At 72.3% G+C, this 15,908-nt stretch carries 19 protein-coding genes; 9 read left to right on the plus strand and 10 right to left on the minus strand.

Features of this window, described 5'->3' with window-relative positions:
* The first annotated feature begins 127 nt into the window (after positions 1–127).
* Positions 128–1,573: an amino acid permease gene (locus IAG42_RS33750; protein ID WP_223206276.1), complete on the plus strand. Its 1,446-nt coding sequence runs from the start codon at positions 128–130 to the stop codon at positions 1,571–1,573.
* Between the two features lie 92 nt (positions 1,574–1,665).
* Here the strand turns inward: IAG42_RS33750 and IAG42_RS33755 are convergent, their stop codons facing one another.
* Positions 1,666–2,445, minus strand: coding sequence for an AraC family transcriptional regulator (locus IAG42_RS33755; protein WP_188340753.1), 780 nt, complete (start codon positions 2,443–2,445; stop codon positions 1,666–1,668).
* A 54-nt stretch (positions 2,446–2,499) separates the two neighbouring features.
* Between IAG42_RS33755 and IAG42_RS33760 the strand changes: the two genes are divergently transcribed.
* Positions 2,500–3,831 carry an MFS transporter gene (locus tag IAG42_RS33760; RefSeq protein ID WP_188340754.1) on the plus strand — a complete coding sequence of 444 codons (1,332 nt, stop codon included), beginning with the start codon at positions 2,500–2,502 and terminating at the stop codon, positions 3,829–3,831.
* 70 nt (positions 3,832–3,901) lie between these two features.
* Here the strand turns inward: IAG42_RS33760 and IAG42_RS33765 are convergent, their stop codons facing one another.
* The 4 genes from IAG42_RS33765 to IAG42_RS33780 form a co-directional block, all read right to left on the minus strand.
* Entirely contained in the window at positions 3,902–4,696 is a 795-nt protein-coding gene (locus tag IAG42_RS33765) for an SDR family NAD(P)-dependent oxidoreductase (RefSeq protein ID WP_188340755.1), read from the minus strand.
* 76 nt (positions 4,697–4,772) lie between these two features.
* Positions 4,773–5,042, minus strand: a complete 270-nt coding sequence (locus tag IAG42_RS33770) for an MDR/zinc-dependent alcohol dehydrogenase-like family protein (protein ID WP_188340756.1) — start codon at positions 5,040–5,042, stop codon at positions 4,773–4,775.
* Between the two features lie 36 nt (positions 5,043–5,078).
* Positions 5,079–5,627: a YciI family protein gene (locus IAG42_RS33775; protein ID WP_188340757.1), complete on the minus strand. Its 549-nt coding sequence runs from the start codon at positions 5,625–5,627 to the stop codon at positions 5,079–5,081.
* 62 nt (positions 5,628–5,689) lie between these two features.
* Complete coding sequence (locus tag IAG42_RS33780; RefSeq protein WP_188340758.1) at positions 5,690–6,535, minus strand: dienelactone hydrolase family protein; 846 nt, start codon at positions 6,533–6,535, stop codon at positions 5,690–5,692.
* Between the two features lie 121 nt (positions 6,536–6,656).
* Between IAG42_RS33780 and IAG42_RS33785 the strand changes: the two genes are divergently transcribed.
* Positions 6,657–7,700: a GlxA family transcriptional regulator gene (locus IAG42_RS33785; protein WP_223206277.1), complete on the plus strand. Its 1,044-nt coding sequence runs from the start codon at positions 6,657–6,659 to the stop codon at positions 7,698–7,700.
* Between the two features lie 22 nt (positions 7,701–7,722).
* Here IAG42_RS33785 and IAG42_RS33790 read toward each other — a convergent pair whose 3' ends face one another.
* Positions 7,723–8,424: a hypothetical protein gene (locus tag IAG42_RS33790; protein ID WP_188340759.1), complete on the minus strand. Its 702-nt coding sequence runs from the start codon at positions 8,422–8,424 to the stop codon at positions 7,723–7,725.
* A gap of 152 nt (positions 8,425–8,576) precedes the next feature.
* Here IAG42_RS33790 and IAG42_RS33795 point away from each other — a divergent pair, with 152 nt between their 5' ends.
* Positions 8,577–9,125 (plus strand): CGNR zinc finger domain-containing protein, encoded by a 549-nt coding sequence (locus tag IAG42_RS33795; protein WP_188340760.1) that lies wholly within the window; start codon positions 8,577–8,579, stop codon positions 9,123–9,125.
* Positions 9,126–9,157: 32 nt separating this feature from the next.
* On the opposite strand, the gene IAG42_RS33800 is transcribed toward IAG42_RS33795, so the two are convergent.
* Positions 9,158–9,958 carry a GNAT family N-acetyltransferase gene (locus tag IAG42_RS33800; RefSeq protein WP_188340761.1) on the minus strand — a complete coding sequence of 267 codons (801 nt, stop codon included), beginning with the start codon at positions 9,956–9,958 and terminating at the stop codon, positions 9,158–9,160.
* A 234-nt stretch (positions 9,959–10,192) separates the two neighbouring features.
* On the opposite strand from IAG42_RS33800, the gene IAG42_RS33805 reads away from it, so the two are divergent.
* Positions 10,193–10,387 (plus strand): hypothetical protein, encoded by a 195-nt coding sequence (locus IAG42_RS33805; protein WP_188340762.1) that lies wholly within the window; start codon positions 10,193–10,195, stop codon positions 10,385–10,387.
* A 35-nt stretch (positions 10,388–10,422) separates the two neighbouring features.
* Here the strand turns inward: IAG42_RS33805 and IAG42_RS33810 are convergent, their stop codons facing one another.
* Positions 10,423–10,962 carry a GNAT family N-acetyltransferase gene (locus IAG42_RS33810; protein ID WP_188340763.1) on the minus strand — a complete coding sequence of 180 codons (540 nt, stop codon included), beginning with the start codon at positions 10,960–10,962 and terminating at the stop codon, positions 10,423–10,425.
* Between the two features lie 43 nt (positions 10,963–11,005).
* Entirely contained in the window at positions 11,006–11,593 is a 588-nt protein-coding gene (locus IAG42_RS33815; RefSeq protein WP_188340764.1) for a histidine phosphatase family protein, read from the minus strand.
* A 260-nt stretch (positions 11,594–11,853) separates the two neighbouring features.
* Here IAG42_RS33815 and IAG42_RS33820 point away from each other — a divergent pair, with 260 nt between their 5' ends.
* The 4 genes from IAG42_RS33820 to IAG42_RS33835 all read left to right on the plus strand — a co-directional run bounded on the left by IAG42_RS33820 (position 11,854) and on the right by IAG42_RS33835 (position 14,835).
* Entirely contained in the window at positions 11,854–12,360 is a 507-nt protein-coding gene (locus tag IAG42_RS33820) for a hypothetical protein (RefSeq protein WP_188340765.1), read from the plus strand.
* A 70-nt stretch (positions 12,361–12,430) separates the two neighbouring features.
* Positions 12,431–12,886: a hypothetical protein gene (locus tag IAG42_RS33825; protein ID WP_223206278.1), complete on the plus strand. Its 456-nt coding sequence runs from the start codon at positions 12,431–12,433 to the stop codon at positions 12,884–12,886.
* A 139-nt stretch (positions 12,887–13,025) separates the two neighbouring features.
* The gene (locus IAG42_RS33830; protein WP_188340766.1) at positions 13,026–14,249 is read left to right on the plus strand and encodes a cytochrome P450; all 1,224 of its coding nucleotides are present in this window, start codon (positions 13,026–13,028) and stop codon (positions 14,247–14,249) included.
* Between the two features lie 109 nt (positions 14,250–14,358).
* On the plus strand, positions 14,359–14,835 hold the full coding sequence (locus tag IAG42_RS33835) for a GNAT family N-acetyltransferase (RefSeq protein ID WP_188340767.1): 477 nt from the start codon (positions 14,359–14,361) through the stop codon (positions 14,833–14,835).
* Positions 14,836–14,850: 15 nt separating this feature from the next.
* On the opposite strand, the gene IAG42_RS33840 is transcribed toward IAG42_RS33835, so the two are convergent.
* Complete coding sequence (locus tag IAG42_RS33840) at positions 14,851–15,843, minus strand: zinc-dependent alcohol dehydrogenase family protein (RefSeq protein WP_188340768.1); 993 nt, start codon at positions 15,841–15,843, stop codon at positions 14,851–14,853.
* Positions 15,844–15,908 lie beyond the last annotated feature (65 nt).

Genomic DNA, 15,908 nt, shown 5'->3' on the forward strand with positions numbered 1-15,908 from the left:
CAGGAATATACAAGCTGACGTTCGCTGTCGGGAGCTCGGAAAAACAGGTCGATGCCGCAGGCATCTCACCCCCCACATGTTCCTCCGGCACGTCCTCCGGCCCCCACCCCCAGAGGGAGACATTCGTTTGCGTACCGAAAAAGCCGGCCTGAGCCGCGGGCTCAACTCACGGCACATCCGCTTCATCGCCCTCGGCTCGGCGATCGGCACCGGCCTGTTCTACGGATCCTCGGCGTCGATCGAGACCGGTGGGCCCGCAGTCCTGCTCGCCTACCTGATCGGCGGCGCGGCCGTCTTCCTCGTGCTCAGGTCGCTCGGCGAGATGGCGGTGGCCAACCCCAGCGCCGGTTCCTTCGGTGAGTACGCGAGCCGTCACCTCGGCCCGCTCGCCGGCTTCCTCACCGGCTGGACGTACGCCTTCGAGATGGTCATCGTGGCGGTGGCCGACGTGACCGCCATCGGTGTGTACATGGGCTTCTGGTTCCCCGACGTGCCCCGCTGGATCTGGGTGCTGGCCGCCGTCCTCATCGTCGGCGCGCTGAACCTCGTCAGCGTCAAGGTCTTCGGCGAGCTGGAGTTCTGGCTCTCCCTCGTGAAGATCGTGGCCATCGTCTCCATGATCATCGTCGGCATCGTGGTCATCGCCTTCAGCCTCGGCACCGGCCACGTCCACGTCGGCATCGACAACCTCTGGAACAACGGCGGATTCTTCGCCGGCGGCATCGACGGCTGGGTCCTCTCCTTCGCCATCGTCATGTTCGCGTTCGGCGGCACGGAGATCATCGGTGTCACGGCCGGCGAGGCCGAGTCCCCGGAGAAGACCATCCCGAGCGCGGTGAACTCCATCCCGCTGCGCATCATCCTGTTCTACGTCCTGACCCTCGCCGTGATCATGTCGATCACCCCGTGGCAGCAGATCAGCGACTCCGGCAGCCCGTTCGTGCAGATCTTCGCCGGTGTGGGCCTCAAGTCCGCGGCCGCGGTCCTGAACGTCGTGGTGCTCACCGCCGCGCTCTCCGCCATCAACAGCGACATCTTCGCCGCGGGCCGCACCATGTTCGGCCTCGCCGAGCGCGGCCAGGGTCCCGCCGTCATGCGCCGCACGACCCCCAACGGCGTGCCGTGGGTGACCACCCTCGTCATGATCGGCGCCCTGCTCTTCGGCGTCGTGATGAACGCGGTCGTCCCCGGCGAGATCTTCCTGATCATCGCCTCCATCGCGACGTTCGCGACGGTCTTCGTCTGGGTCATGATCATGCTCACCCACGTCAAGGCCCGCCGCGCGATGTCTCCGGAGGAGACCGCCGCGCTGAAGTTCCCGGCCCCGTTCTGGCCCTACGGCCAGATCATCACCCTGGTCTTCATGACCGCGGTGCTGGTGCTCCTCGGATTCGAGGAGGACACCCGCGTGGCGCTCGAGGTCGGCGTGGTCTGGCTGGCCCTGCTCACCGTGGTCTTCTTCCTGGCCGTCCGCCGCAAGGCCGGTACCGACCCGCAGTCGGTGCCGTCCACGGACGAGGACGCCGGCGCCGTGAACACGGTGAAGGAGGAGCGGGCCGAGGTCTCCGGCTGAGCCGTTCCGCACCCTGAAGCGGGCACCCTCCACCGAGGAGGGTGCCCGCTTCGTGCGTTCGGGCTCGCGTGCACCCGCGTGCGCGTCCGCGCTCAGGAGCCCTGGCGCGACCCGGGCGTGTGCCCGAACGTCCGGCGGAACACGGCGATGAACGTGCTCGCCGACGACCATCCGCACCGGTGCGCGACCGCCGTGACGGACAGGCCGTCCGCGAGCAGCACCAGCGCGTGGTGCAGCCGGATCTGGGTGCGCCACTGAGGGAAGGTCAGCCCGAGATCGGCACGGAGCAGCCGCGAGAGCGTCCGCGCGCTCGCCCCGACCTGCCGTCCCAGCTCCTCCAGGGACCGCGCGTCACCGGGGTCCGCGCGCAGGACGGCGTACACCGCGCACAGCAGGGGAGCGGCCGGTGCGGGCAGATGCAGCGGCCGTTCGGGCGCGACCCTCAACTCGTCGAGCAGGACGGCCCGCAGGCGCGCCCGCCGCGCGCTGTCGTCCTCGGGATCACGCGTGTACGCCACGATCAGCTCCCGCAGCAGCGGACTGACGTCGAGCACCGTCGGCTCCGTCAGCGCGAGCGGGTTCTGCGCGGCGGGCAGCCCCACGAGGTGCAGTTCGAGTTCGCCGTGCGCCTGGTGCCGGTGCACCGTCCCGGCCGGGATCCAGATGGCGCGGGTCGCGGGTGTCACCCATGAACCGGCGTCCGTCGTCACCGCGATGGTGCCGTGCCCCGCGTAGACGATCTGGTGGTCGTCGTGGCGATGGGCGTCGATCTCCCCGCCGGACGCCAGCCACCGTGTGCTGGTGGGCGCGACGCTCGTGTGCCGGACGGCGGCCGGCGCCCGCGCGGCGCCTTCGTGGCGGATGTTCTGCATCGCCTGTCACTTTATCGAAAGCGCGACACCGTGCCTTCTTCGCAGGATGAGGACGTGCGAAGGAACACCTCGATCCTGCTGCTCTCCGTGGGCCACGCCTGCGTCGACATCTACCAGGGCGCCGTGGCGTCCCTCATCCCGTTCTTCGTGGCCGAACGCGCCTACACGTACGCCGTCGCCTCCGGTCTCGTCCTCGCCGCGTCGCTCCTGTCGTCCGTGGCCCAGCCCGTGTTCGGCATGCTCACCGACCGGTGGGCGATGCCCTGGCTGCTGCCGGCCGGCACGCTCCTCGGCGGCGCCGGGATCGCGCTCAGCGGCGTGACCGGCTCGTACGCGCTCACGCTCGTCTTCGTCGCGGTCTCCGGGATCGGCGTCGCCGCCTACCACCCCGAATCCGCCCGACTGGCCCGGCTGGCGAGCCGGGGCAGCCACCGCGCCATGAGCTGGTTCTCCCTGGGCGGCAACATCGGCTTCGCCCTGGCCCCCGTCATGGTGTCCGTCGTCATCGGTCACGGCTCACTGCGCTGGACCCCGTTCCTGGCCCTGCCCGCGCTCGCCGGCGCGGCCCTCGCCGCCCCCGTGCTGCGTCTGACGGCCCGGCGTCAGGCCGGCGCGCCCCCGTCCGCTCCGGCACCGGACCGCCCGGACGACGTGCGGTCCTTCCTGAAACTCTCGCTGGCCGTCGTCTCCCGCTCGGTCGTCTTCATCGGCCTGAGCACCTTCGTCGCCCTGTACACACGGCAGCGCATGCACGGCAGTTCGGGCGCGGGCACCGCCGCGCTGTTCCTCCTGTTCGCGGGCGGCGCCGTCGGCTCGCTCCTGGGCGGCTCCCTGGCCCACCGCCACGACCGTGTCCGCGTCTGCCGCTGGTCCTACCTGCTCACCGTGGCCGCCGTGGCCGGACTGCTCTACGTGCCGGGCCCCGCCCTGTACGTCTTCGTGGCCCTGACCTCGGCCGGGCTCTACGTCCCCTTCTCGCTCCAGGTCACCCTGGGCCAGGACTACCTGCCCTCCCGCGTCGGCACGGCCGGCGGCGTCACGCTCGGACTCACCGTCAGCATCGGCGGCCTGATCAGTCCGCTGCTCGGCCGCCTCGCCGACACCCTCACCTTGCAGACCGCCCTGACCCCGCTCATCGCCATGCCCGCCCTGAGCTGGCTCTTCTTCCGCACCCTGCCCGAGCCCGCGCCCCCGGGAGCGCCCGCTCCTGACGGTCCGTCGCCCCGCGGCCCCGCACGCGGTCTCGGTGCGAGGAAAACGGAAGATCTCCCTCCTGTTGTGGCGTCCGAGAGGGGTGTGGTGCAGTGGACGGACGGCGGGGGAGTGCGGGGCACGGAGGGGATTCCGCACTCCGCCCCCACCGGCACGCGCGCGGGACACGAGTGACCGTGCGTCAGCGCGGACGGGAGCGGGAGGCGCACACCGAGTCCGGCCGTGAGCGGGGCGGGCCCGGACGTCAGGGCAGGATCGAGTCCACGTAGCCGCCGTCCACCCGCAGCGCGCCGCCCGTCGTCGCCGAGGCCTGGTCCGAGGCGAGATAGACCACCATGTTCGCGATCTCCTCGGGCTCGATCAGGCGCTGGATCAGAGACTGCGGACGGTACTCGCGCATGAAGACCCGCTGCGCCTCGTCCCACGCCAGGTCCCGGTCCACGAGCCCGTACACGAAGTCCTCGACCCCGCCCGTGTGCGTCGGACCGGCGATGACCGAGTTGACGGTCACTCCGGTGCCCGCGGCCTGCTTGGCGAAGCCCCGGGTCACCGCGAGCAGCGCCGTCTTGGACATGCCGTAGTGGATCATCTCGGCGGGGATCACCACGGCGGAGTCGCTCGCGATGTTCTGGATCCGGCCCCAGCCGCGCCCGCTCATCCCCGGCAGGTACTGGCGGACGAGCCGTACGGCGGCCAGCACGTTCACCTCGAAGTAGCGGCGCCACTCGTCGTCGGTGATCTCCAGCGGGTCCGCCGAGTCGAAGATGCCCAGGTTGTTGACCAGGATGTCCACGCGCGGCAGCGCCTCGGCGGCCCGCCGGGCGCCCTCCTCCGTGGTGACGTCGGCGGTGACCGGCACGAACTCCGCTCCCGGCGCGTCCCCGCGGAGCCGCCCGATCGCCTCCTCGACCCGGTCCCCGGACCGCCCGTTGATCCCTACGGTGGCACCGGCCCGGGCCAGCCCGGTGGCGATCGCGGCACCGATGCCCTGGGTCGAACCGGTGACCAGCGCGGTACGTCCCGACAGGTCGATCTGCATGGGGTCGGCTCCTTGCGGTGTGGGGCACGTTCTCACCCAGCCTGCCCGGACCGGCCCGGGGCGCAACTCCGCCCGCTCAGCCGGTCGCGTCGAGCACCGCGCGGAAGCGGGCCCGGCCCGCCGGCATGTGCGTGTACTCCTTCGGCGCCTCGGACAGCGGGAACCCCTCGATCCGCGGCCTGACCCCGGCCGCCACGCTGAATGCCAGGTCGTCCTCGTTCTCGACCGGCGCCCCCGTCAGGTGTCCCCGCACGGCGCGGGTGCCGAACAGCACTCGCCCGGCGTCCACCCGCACCGGGTCCGGCGCGGCGCCGAGCGGCAAGAGCCGCCCGTGCGGCGTCGGCACAGTGCCCGCCGATGCCCTGCACCGCGACGAGCTGAGTCAGCGGCGACCGCCGCACTCCCACGGATGCACCTCGACCTGCGCCCAGGGACCCGCGCCCAGTACACCCCGCGCCGCCTCCGCGTCCGGGGCCCGCACCAGTGCGGCCGTCCCCAACCACGTCTCCCCGTCGTCGGACAGGAGCGGGCCGAACGCCAGCAGTTCCTCCCGTTCGGCCGGCACCGCGTACCGGGCGCCCGCCTCCGGGCCGAGGCCGAGGACCAGATACCGGTCCTCGCCGGTGAGCCCGCCCGCGAAGTCCCACATCGTGCGCCCCAGCTCGTTGCGCCACCGGCGCACCATCACGTCCCGGTACGCCCCGGCCTGATAGCCGGGCTCCTCGCAGGCGAAGGCCCAGGCCGCGGCCGGGTCCGGCAGCTCGGCGATGTGCACGCTGCCCCTGAGCGACTCGCCGTCCGCCTCGAAGACCGGGCCGCGCGCGATCAGTTCGGCCGCGAACCCGTCCATGTACGACCAGTGGTCCTCCAGCAGCGCCTGACGCAGCGCGAGCGAGCCGACCCGGTCCCGGTGATAAACGAAGAACTCCATGTCCGCAGACCCTTCCGTACGGGGCCACGGTCCTCAACCGGCTTTAGCCCGGCGGGGACCCGCTACGCCCCGCCGGCCGCCGACGGCACCCCGAGCCGCTCGCCGAGGAAGGCGATGATCTCGTCCCGGGCCCGCCGCGTGGGATGCCCCTCCTCGTCGACGAGGTGAGCGGTGACGACGCTGTGCGCGCAGCCGACGACGTCCCGGAAGAACGGCGGAGGGGCGGGATTCGCGTCCGCGTCGTCGAGCACCCGCCCGTCGAACGCGTCACCGAGGAGCGCGCGGTACGCGGCGAACCGCTGACCGGTGCACCAGGAGTCGTTCTCGAAGCGGTAGGCGAGCACCTTCAGGCGGTCCCGCCCGACCCGTTCGGCCACCGCCGTGGCGTCCTCGGCGCTCAGCTCCAGGCCGTCCGGGTCGTCGAGCGGCAGCGAGGGATGGTTGACGACCGGCGCGACCACCACGGGTTCCAGCGCCATGGTCAGCGCGAAGTTCCCGGTGAAGCACAGGCCGATCGCGCCGACCCCGGGCCCGCCCCGCTCGGCGTGCGCCTGCCGCGCCAGTCCCCGCAGCCAGCCGGTCACCGGGCTGGTCCCGCCCCCGGCGAACGCCCGGAACTCGGCACTGACGCACGCCCGCCGCACGACCGTCTCCCTGGCCTCCGCCAGCGGATACGCGCCGTCGACCCCGAACAGTGACGGCAGATACACCGAGAAGCCGGCCTCCCTCAGCCATCGGGCGAAGCGCGCCACGTCGGGACTGATGCCCGGCATCTCCGGCATCAGCACGACGGCCGGGCCCGCCCCGGTCACGTACACGGTCTTCTCCACGCCGTCCACGCCGACGACCCGCTGCTCGAAGTCGTCCAGGGGGTCGCGCAGTTCTCGTCTGTCGGTGGTGTCAGTCATGCGGCTGATCGTGCGCGGCCGCGGCGGCTCCCGGGAAGCGGCGACATCGCCATCCGACCGGCTAATATCGCCACCCGTTCCACTCGGTCCGGCACCCTGTCCGAACGATCCGGAGACGCCCGTGAACCCCAGCCCGCTCCGCGTCGGTGTGCTCGCCTACCCGGGCTGTTTCGCGTCCGAGGTGTACGGCGTCCCCGACCTGCTGACCATGGCGGGCCATGTCGCGGCGAAAGCCCGCGAGACGGCGCCGGCCGCCTACGAGATGACGGTGCTCTCGCCCAGGCGCCGCGTCCGCGCCTCAGGCGGCTGGTCCCTCGACGTCGCGGCAATGCGTCCGGTGGACGTCCTCGTCGTCCCCGGCTTCGAACTGTCGCCCGCCCTCGACCTCGACGCGACGCTCGCCGGACTGGCCCCGGAGCTGGACGCCCTGCGCGCACACGCCGCCGAGGGCACGGCGCTCGTGTCCGTGTGCGTCGGCGCCTTCCTCCTCGCCGAGGCCGGACTGCTCGCCGGCCGGGAGGCCACCACCTCGTGGCTGTTCGCGGACCGCTTCGCGCGCCGCCACCCCGACACCCACCTGTCTCCCGACCGCCTTGTCGTGACCGACCGGGGCATCACGACGACGGCCGCCTTCAGCGCCATGTACGACTTCGCGCTGCAGTTCATCCGCGAACACGACGGCCCCGCCGTCGCGCGCAGCACCGCCCGCATCGCACTGGTCGACGACGCCCGCTCCACCCAGGCCCCGTACGTCGACACCTCCCTCGTCCCCACCACCGGCCGCACGTTCTCCCTGGACGTCAAACGCTGGCTCGACCAGCATCTCGACGCCCGCTACGACCTGCCCGCGCTCGCCCGCACCTTCCACGTCAGCACGCGGACCCTGCTCCGCCGCTTCGGCGACGAGACGGGGCAGACACCGCTCGCCCATCTGCAGGCGGCCCGTGTGCGCCGGGCCGGACACCTGCTGGAGACGACCGACAGGACGGTGGCGAGGATCGCCGCCGACGTCGGCTACCGGGACGTCGGCGCCTTCAGCGGCCTGTTCGTCCGGCACACGGGGCAGCGGCCGGGGGAGTACCGCGCCAAGTTCCGCCGCGGGTCCGGAGCCGGCGCCGGAGCCGGGTCCGGGGCCGACCGCCCTGTGCCACCCGCCCGTTCCTGAACCGGCCGGTGTGCCCGGCCCGTCAGGCGGCGCCCTGCTCGACCAGCGTGTACATCACCGAACGCTGCTGCTTGTGGCGTTGGATACGGCCCTTGGCCACGAGCGCCTCCAACGTGTTCCGCACGACCTGCGGCGTCGGGGTCCGATCGGGGTGCTTCTCCAGCAACTCCTCCCGGAGCTCCTTCGCGAGCCGCGGCTCCTCGTACCGCCCGAGCAACTCCGCGAGGAGGTCACCGAGCAGGGGCCGGGCCGGCTGCTTCGCCCCGGAGTCCGCCGTGCCGCCGGACTTCGTTCCCGAAGCGGCGGAGGGCTTGGCGGTCTTGGCGGACTTCGCACTCTTGGAGGCCTTGGCTGCCTTGGCCGTCTTGGTGGCCTTACGTGGAGCGGGCTTCGCGGCGGACTTCCTGGCCGGCCTGGCGGCAGGTTTCGCGGCCGACTTCGCGGCGGTGCGCGCCGGAGCGGGGACCTCGACGGGAGGGGTGTCCACGACTTCCTGCAGTGCCCGAGGTTTCTGCTGTGCCTCCTGCGCCGGCCGGGACGACGCCGTCGCCGGGTCCTCGAACCGCTCGGTGAGGCTCAGGATGTCGGTGAGGAGAGCCTCCTCCTGCTTCAACATCTTGATCTTCTCGGTGAGTTCCTGCTGCTGGCGCCGGTTCTCCGCCAGATCCGACGCGGCTTGCTCGACGTACCGGGACCGGAGCGTCTCGGCTGGTGTACTGGCCATTTCCGGCTCACTCTCCGTTGTGCTGACGGATGGCACGCATCGTACAACCGGGATGTATGTCGCAACCCCCGAACGGACACTTGCGTACGGCCCGACGCGCGGGGCCGCCCGAGGCATTGCACACGTGTCACGTCACCCGCCAAGATGGTGATGTGAACCATGCCTTTCCCTGCGGGTCGCTCCCGCTCGACTTCGTCGGCACGCTCCGGGCGCGACGCGACGCCGCGCCCCTGGAGAAGCTGGCCACGCCCGGGCTGCTGGACGACTGGTTCGTCGAGTCCGCGATGTTCGACGTGCCGCCGGGCGCGGACGCGCTCGACCTGGACACGGCGATCGGCCTCCGGGAGGCGATCCACTCCCTCGTCGTGGCCCGGCTGGACGGCGAGTCGATGCCCCCCGCGGACATCGCCGAGGTGAACCGCCACGCCGCCGGACTCCCCGTGCGCGTGCACCTGGGCCCGGACGGCGTGCGCCGCACGGGCACCGTCTCGCAGGGCCTGTCCGCGCTCGCCCGCGAGGCCGTCGAGCTCCTCGGAGGCGACGACGCCGCCCTGTTGCGCGAGTGCGCCCGCCCCGAATGCACCCAGGTCTACCTCGACCGCTCGCGCGGCCGCCGCCGCGAATGGTGCGCGATGCGCACCTGCGGCAACCGCGTCAAGGCGGCCGCCTACCGCGCCCGCAGGAGCGGCAGCCCGGCCTGACCCGGGCCCCGCCGCCCCGGGCGGTCACGGGCTCAGCTCTTGAGCGCGTAGAAGCGCATCGGCGAGTTCGGCTCGAAGCCGATGCGGGGGTACATCGGGGCTCCCGCCACGGTCGCGTGCAGCGTCGCCCGCGTCAGGCCCGTGCGCCGCGCGCCCTCGTGCAGCGCCTTGCGGGTGACGGCCTCGCCGTAACCGCGGCGCTCCCAGGCCGGTTCCGTGGCGACGAGGACGACGAACAGCCGGCCCGCCGTCTCGACGGACGCGGCACACGTCACCGGCTCACCGTCCCGGAGCCCCAGATACGCGTACACGTCCTCGTGCCACAGCCGGGACCCCGCGAGCCCGTCCCGGCCGTCCTCCAACGGGAAGCCGTACGCCCGCGAGTTGATGTCCGCGAACGCCCGCAACTGCTCCTCGGACGACACCCGTACGAAGGTCAGGTCCGGGTGGACCGGATCGGGCACCGGAAGGAAGCTGCCGGCCATGCCCGTGCCCGGGAAGGCGTGCTCCAGGCCCGTCTGCGCGGCCGCCGAGTCGAGTTCGGCCCGGGCGTCGTCCTGGAGGAGGTCGTCGAAGACCCACAGGAAGCCCGGGTGCCGCTTCGACCGCATGATGCCGGCCGCCTCCGCGAGCCGCCGCCGCATCAGGCCGGTGCCGAGGCCCGCCTCGGTCAACGTCAGACAGTTCCAGAACGCGAACCGGCAGTCGGCCCAGCGCACGGCGATCCCCGGCAGATCGCGCACGTCCGCCTCCGGGTCCCGGTCGAGGACCAGGGCGCGCCAGCCCACCGTCAACTGCTCCACCGATTCGATCGCGTCCGCGAGCTCGTGCATCAGAACCCCTCAGGTCGTAGGGCGGGAAGGTCGTCGCCCGCCTCGATGAACGACGCCGACAGTGACAAGGTGCCCCGTTCGATTCCGCTCGACGGGCGGGAGGGGAGATTCCCGTCCCGCACACCTGGGCTGTCCGCACGATCGAGCGTCACCGTCTTGACCGGTTATGCAGGTGTGAGGAGACTGACATGTGTCCGGCTACAGCAGGGCGCATCCACGAGGTGGAGGACGGTCATGAGTCACGAAGGCATCGCGGACCCCGCCGCGGCGGCCCGCAGCGCACGGTTCGGCAAGCTGCCCGAGCGGGTCCGTTTCGAGGACATGAGCGAAGGCGCGGACACGGAGGCGGCGGCGAGGGCGAACGCCACGTACGACCCCGAGGGCCAGTGGAAGTTCTACTCATGCCTCGCGCTCGACCTGGGACTCTGATCCCCGCGAGCCCAGCCTGATCCGAAAGAAGGGCCCTAGTCCCGCGTCAGCGCCCAGCGTTCGTGGTCGCGCCACTCACCGTTGATCCGCTGGAAAGCGGGCGAGAACCCCTCGCGGCGGAACCCCAGCCGCCGCACCAGATTGAGGGAAGCCTCGTTGTCCGGCTGGATGTTGGCCTCCAGGCGGTGCAGATCCAGGTGCTCGAACGCGTACCGGACGACGAGCCGCAGCCCCTCCGTCATGTAGCCGCGGCCCGTGGTCGACGCGTACGCGGTGTAGCCGAGCGTCCCGCACTGCAGGCCGCCCCGGACGATGTTGTTGATGTTGACGGTGCCGACGATCGCGCCGGTGTCGCTCCGGCAGATCGCGTACCCCTCACGGGAGGGCTGCGCGATCTGCTCGATGTACGCGGCGAACTCGGCCTCCGTGCGCTCGCCCACGCCCAGCCAGCGGCGCATCGTCACGGCGCTCTCCCGGGCCAGCGCCGCCAACTCGGTGTGGTCCGCGAGGTGAAGAGTGCGTATGGCCACCCGAGGGCCGTGGACGAGGTAGGGGACGGCGTGGAGATCAGACATCCGGCGATCCTAGGGGGCCCGGGCGGGACCGGGCCCCGTACCGTTACGGCACGTTCCACCCGGCGATGCACGGCTGGCCGTCCTCCGAGGACAGGAAGCTGAGGGTGCCCGGGTGCGGGTGGCCGAGGAGTCGGCTCGCGGACGGGTCGAGGCCGAGCCAGCGCACAGTGAGCACGCGCGCGAGATGGCCGTGCGCGACGACCGCGACATCGCCCTCGCTCAGCAGCGGGCGGATTCGGTCGAGCACCGCGTCCGTCCGCGCGGCGACCTCGTCGAGCCGCTCGCCGGGATGTCCGGCGTCACCGGGGACGACTCCGTCCCGCCACAGGTCCCAGTCCGGCCGCGACGCCCTGATCTGCTCGGCGGTCAGGCCCTCGTAACCGCCGTAGTCCCACTCCAGCAGGTCCGGGTCGGGCTTCGCGTCCGTCAGGCCGGCCAGTTCGGCCGTGCGCAGAGCGCGGCTCAACGGGCTGCTGAACACGGCCGTGAGACGCCGGCCCGCCAGCCTCGGCGCCAGCGACCTGGCCGCCGCCTCGCCCGCCTCCGTCAGGGGTACGTCGGTCCGGCCGGCGTGCTGACCCGACAGGCTCCACTCGGTCTGGCCGTGCCGGATCACTATGAGTTCACCCATGGCGGCGCACGCTAGCCGATCTCGCCGCGCCCGTTCCACGGCATTAGTTTTTGCCGTCCTTTTTCCCTTTCGAGCACAACCTATTTCCGGTTGATAAGCGGCGGTAAGCGATATCGCGGCGCATCGAGAAAAATCCGAAACAAGAGGGGTGTTACTGGAACTGGCCCCCTCTATTGGACATCTTTGCCTGTGACCGAAAGCCCGGGAGGAACGCATCGTCCCGGGCGGCACATGTACGTCGTACGGGGAAGGCACTTCCGATGCACAAGAACCTCCGCACCCGTCTGCTCGTCGCGGGCTCCCTCGCCGCGGCCCTCGGACTGGCCGCCGTCACACCCGCGCTCGCCGGCCCGGCCCCCGCGCCCGCCACCCGGCACGCGTCGACGGCAGCGCCGACACCCGTGCAGGGCGACCCGAGGAACGTGACCGACCGCGTGGCCGACTTCTACGGCGCCTACATCGACGCCGTGTGGAGCACCGGCGACCCCGCCGCGGGCGCCCAGGCCAAGGCGCTGCGCAGGTTCTACCTCTCGACCGCCGAGCAGAAGAAGGTGGCCGCCTACGAGGCGCGCGAGCACGCCGACGGCATCCTCTTCGCGCAGAACGTGCCGGTGAAGTGGTCGGTCGCGTACACGGGCTCGGGCGCCGGGCACGCCACCGCGCTCGTCACCCTCACCTGGAGCGACGGCGGACACCCCGAGATCACCAAGATCAAGGTGCAGACGGATCTGCGGACCCGGAAGATCACCGACCTGAAGCCCGCCTAGCGACATGGCGTGACGGACGTCCGGCGACCCCGCGGCGGGCCCCGGCAGGGCCCGCACTATCTTGGGCCGGATGTACCCACAGCAGCCGCAAGGCGCCCCCGCCCAGGCACCCCACCCCGCAGCACCCCCGGCCCCGCGCGGCCGTACGACCGCCGTGGTCGTCGCGCTGCTGGCGGGGCTCGTGCTCGGCGGCGGGGGAGTCGCCGCGGCGTGGGCGCTCACCGGGGACAGCGGCACCACCGCCGAGGGCACCGCCCCGGCCGACGACGCCCGCGCCGCCTGCCGGGCTCTCGACGGCTTCGACGAGAAGAAGTACGGCACGAAGGGCGCGCAGGGCGACATCGCCCTGAACCGCTACAGCGCGGCGGGCACCCTGTCCGCGGCCGCCGCCGCGGGCGACGCCGAGTACCGCCCGCTCGCCGAGGCCATGCGTCGCGCGCAGAACCGCCAGGCCCGCGTCTTCGAGTTCGACGCGACGGTCGAGAAGGACCTGGAGAAGGCGCGCGGCATCTGCGCGGACCTGTAGCCGAGGGCCCCGCACGCCGTCGCCCGAATGGAGCCGACGGCGTGCGGTCCGCCAGGCCGCCGGGCAGGCTTCCAGGAATCCGGGCGCCGGAGGACACCGGGCCGGGAACGCCAGCAGCCCGAGAAGGAATGGACGGCCGATGACACTCGAATCGACCTCTGCACCGTCGTCGCCCGCGATTCGTTTCTGGCCCGTCGAGGACCTGGACCGGCTCACCCCCGACCCCTTCCTTGACGAGGTCCTGCGCGACGAGCCCGTCACCCGGATCCGACTGCCCTACGGCTCCGGGCACGCCTGGCTCGTCACCCGCTACGAGGACGTCCGCTTCGTCACCTCCGACCCGCGCTTCTCCCGGGAACAGGTCGTCGGCCGGCCCGTCACCACGATGGCCCCGACGCCCGTCGCGTCGCACACCGCCGGACTCCAGTACATCGACCCGCCCCGGCACACCCGCCTGCGCCGCGTCGTGGCCCGCGCCTTCACCGCCCGCAGCATGGAACGACTGCGCCCCATGACGGAACGCATCGCGAACCAGCTGCTGGACGCCATGGAGGAAGCGGGCTCGCCCGCCGACCTGATGGAGTGCCTGCACACCCCGCTCCCCATCGCCGTCGTCTGCTGGTTCCTGGGCGTCGACGAGGGCGACTGGCGCGCCTGGGCCGGGAACTCCGAGGCCCTGCTGTCCAAGGCGGACGCCAAGGAACGCAACCAGGCGGCCCGCACGGCCACCCGTGACCGTGTCGTGGACCTGCTGTGCCGACGCCGCGACGAACCCCGCGACGACCTCGCCGGTGTCCTCGCCGAGGCGACCGCCTCGGGCGAGATCACCGACGACGAGGCGATCTCCCTGGCCATGGCCGTCTACGTCAGCGGCGGTCACGCCGTGCGCAACAACAGCGGCTCGATGATGTACGCCTTGCTCACCCACCCCGAGCAGCTCGAACGCCTGCGCAGGGAACCGGCGTTGGTGCCGAAGGCGGTGGAGGAGCTCTACCGCTACGTCCCGCACCGCAACGGCGTCGGCATCCCGCGCATCGCCCTGGAGGACGTCGAACTCGGCGGTCACCTCATCAAGGAGGGCGACGTCGTCTACAACGCCTACGTCGCCGCCAACCGCGACCCCGAGGTCTTCCCGTCCCCCGACGAGCTGGACTTCGACCGCCCGGGCCCGGGGCACCTGGCCTTCGGCAACGGCCCGCACTTCTGTCTCGCCGCGCTGATGGCCCGGATGGAGGCCGACGTCATGATCACGACGGTGCTGCGCCGGTTCCCGGACCTGCGTCTGGCCGTCGCGCCCGACGAGGTGGAGTTCCAGCGCGAGGGCCTCATCCGCGGCCCGCGGACCCTCCCGGTCCGCTGGTGACCGTCTGACACCGGCACCGGGGCCTGGCCGGAGGCCGGTCGACGGTGGGAGCATCCAGGTGTTCCCGATGCGAGCGAAGCGATGCTCCCGACCCGGCCAGGAGGCACCGATGGACGTGACGCTGCGCGTCGTGCTCGACTCCGATCTGCCCGTCTTCTTCGTGCAGATGAACGACCCCGAGAGCATCCGGTGGGCCGCCTTCACGGCCAAGGACCCGACGGACAGCCCCGCCTTCCACTCCCACTGGAACCGCAACCGGCAGGACCCGTCGGTCCTCCTGCGCACCGTCGAGGGCGAAGGCGGCGAGATCCTCGGCCACGTCGCCGTGTTCGGCCCGCCCGAGGACCGCGAGGTCACCTACTGGATCGGCCGGCAGTACTGGGGGAGGGGCGTCGCGACGGCCGCCCTGCGCGCCTTGATCGCCCTCGCCCCCGAACGCCCGCTGCACGCCCGCGCGGCCGCCGACAACACCGGCTCCGTCCGGGTCCTGGAGAAGTGCGGCTTCCAACGCACCGGCACCGACCGGGGTTTCGCACACGGCCGCGGCGAGGACGTCGACGAGGTCCTCTTCACCCTGTTCGCGTGACACGGCGGAAGGCCGTCACCGCCGCGGGTCGATCAGGACCTTCCCGGGAGGCCGGCCCGCCGCGCCCGCGTCGCGCTCCGCCTCGAAGTACGCGGTCAGTTCACCGAGCGCGATCCGCGGCCCGATCGCCGTACGCAGGCGTCCGCGGCGCAGATGCTCGAAGACCGGGGCCATCAGAGCGGGCAGCCGCCGGGCCTCCGACCGGTGCACGACGTCGCGCAGACGGAACAACTCCACGCGCGCGCCGTCGCCGGAGAAACACGCGGCCGGGAGCGGCGCCCGCGACAGCAGCCCGTAATGCACGAAGGCCCCGTCCCGCGCGGTCAGCGCGTGCACGTCGCCGCCCACATCGCCCCCGACGCAGTCGTACGCGACCCCGGCGCCCCGCGGCCCGAGCGCCTCCCGGAGCCGGGCGCGCCACCCCGGATCGCTCGTGGGGATCACGTCCCGCCACAGCGAGGGGTCTGCCACGGCCCGCCCCGGCGTTCCCCGCACGATCCCGACCGGAGCGACGCCGCGCTCCGCGAGCAGCTCGGCGAGATGCCCGCCGATCGCCGACGTGGCGGCGGTGACGACCGCGCCGCGCGTGCCCGGCGGACAGAAGCGCTCGACCATGAGTGACGCCGTCAGCGGGTTGATGTACGCGAAGCAGGCGACCTCGTCGGGCACATCGTCCGGCACCGGGACGCACCACGCGTGCTCGACCCGCTTGAACTCCTGCCAGCCCCCGGCCGACCCGAGCGGCAGCACCCGCCGCCCCACGGCCGAGCCCGGCACGCCCGGACCCACGGCGTCGACCACCCCGACCCCCTCGAACCCGGGCACCATCGGGAACGTCGTACGCGACCCGTACGCCCCCGAGATCGTCACCAGGTCCGACGGATTGACGGTCGCCGCCAGCATCCGCACGACGACCTCGCCCGCGCCGGGAAGTCCGGGCCCGGCGACCTCCCGGACCGCCACGACCTCGGCCGGCGCACCGGCAGAACCGGCCACGGCAGCGCGCACCCTCGCCCTCCCTCACCGACCTACGCACACGGATCCGCGGACCCACGCATCCGCGGACCCACGGA

Origin of the sequence: Streptomyces xanthii, from assembly GCF_014621695.1 — a bacterium.
GTDB lineage: Bacteria > Actinomycetota > Actinomycetes > Streptomycetales > Streptomycetaceae > Streptomyces > Streptomyces xanthii.

What these genes read in the sequence shown, in the direction of transcription:
- IAG42_RS33765 (WP_188340755.1), bottom strand. Translation starts at nt 4,696, where the DNA reads ATGCAGATCGACCTGTCGGGACGTACCGCGCTGGTCACCGGTTCGACC.
- IAG42_RS33815 (WP_188340764.1), bottom strand. Translation starts at nt 11,593, where the DNA reads ATGGGTGAACTCATAGTGATCCGGCACGGCCAGACCGAGTGGAGCCTG.
- IAG42_RS33755 (WP_188340753.1), bottom strand. Translation starts at nt 2,445, where the DNA reads ATGCAGAACATCCGCCACGAAGGCGCCGCGCGGGCGCCGGCCGCCGTC.
- IAG42_RS33805 (WP_188340762.1), top strand. Translation starts at nt 10,193, where the DNA reads ATGAGTCACGAAGGCATCGCGGACCCCGCCGCGGCGGCCCGCAGCGCA.
- IAG42_RS33775 (WP_188340757.1), bottom strand. Translation starts at nt 5,627, where the DNA reads ATGGAGTTCTTCGTTTATCACCGGGACCGGGTCGGCTCGCTCGCGCTG.
- IAG42_RS33820 (WP_188340765.1), top strand. Translation starts at nt 11,854, where the DNA reads ATGCACAAGAACCTCCGCACCCGTCTGCTCGTCGCGGGCTCCCTCGCC.
- IAG42_RS33830 (WP_188340766.1), top strand. Translation starts at nt 13,026, where the DNA reads ATGACACTCGAATCGACCTCTGCACCGTCGTCGCCCGCGATTCGTTTC.
- IAG42_RS33810 (WP_188340763.1), bottom strand. Translation starts at nt 10,962, where the DNA reads ATGTCTGATCTCCACGCCGTCCCCTACCTCGTCCACGGCCCTCGGGTG.
- IAG42_RS33790 (WP_188340759.1), bottom strand. Translation starts at nt 8,424, where the DNA reads ATGGCCAGTACACCAGCCGAGACGCTCCGGTCCCGGTACGTCGAGCAA.
- IAG42_RS33780 (WP_188340758.1), bottom strand. Translation starts at nt 6,535, where the DNA reads ATGACTGACACCACCGACAGACGAGAACTGCGCGACCCCCTGGACGAC.
- IAG42_RS33835 (WP_188340767.1), top strand. Translation starts at nt 14,359, where the DNA reads ATGGACGTGACGCTGCGCGTCGTGCTCGACTCCGATCTGCCCGTCTTC.
- IAG42_RS33825 (WP_223206278.1), top strand. Translation starts at nt 12,431, where the DNA reads ATGTACCCACAGCAGCCGCAAGGCGCCCCCGCCCAGGCACCCCACCCC.
- IAG42_RS33800 (WP_188340761.1), bottom strand. Translation starts at nt 9,958, where the DNA reads ATGCACGAGCTCGCGGACGCGATCGAATCGGTGGAGCAGTTGACGGTG.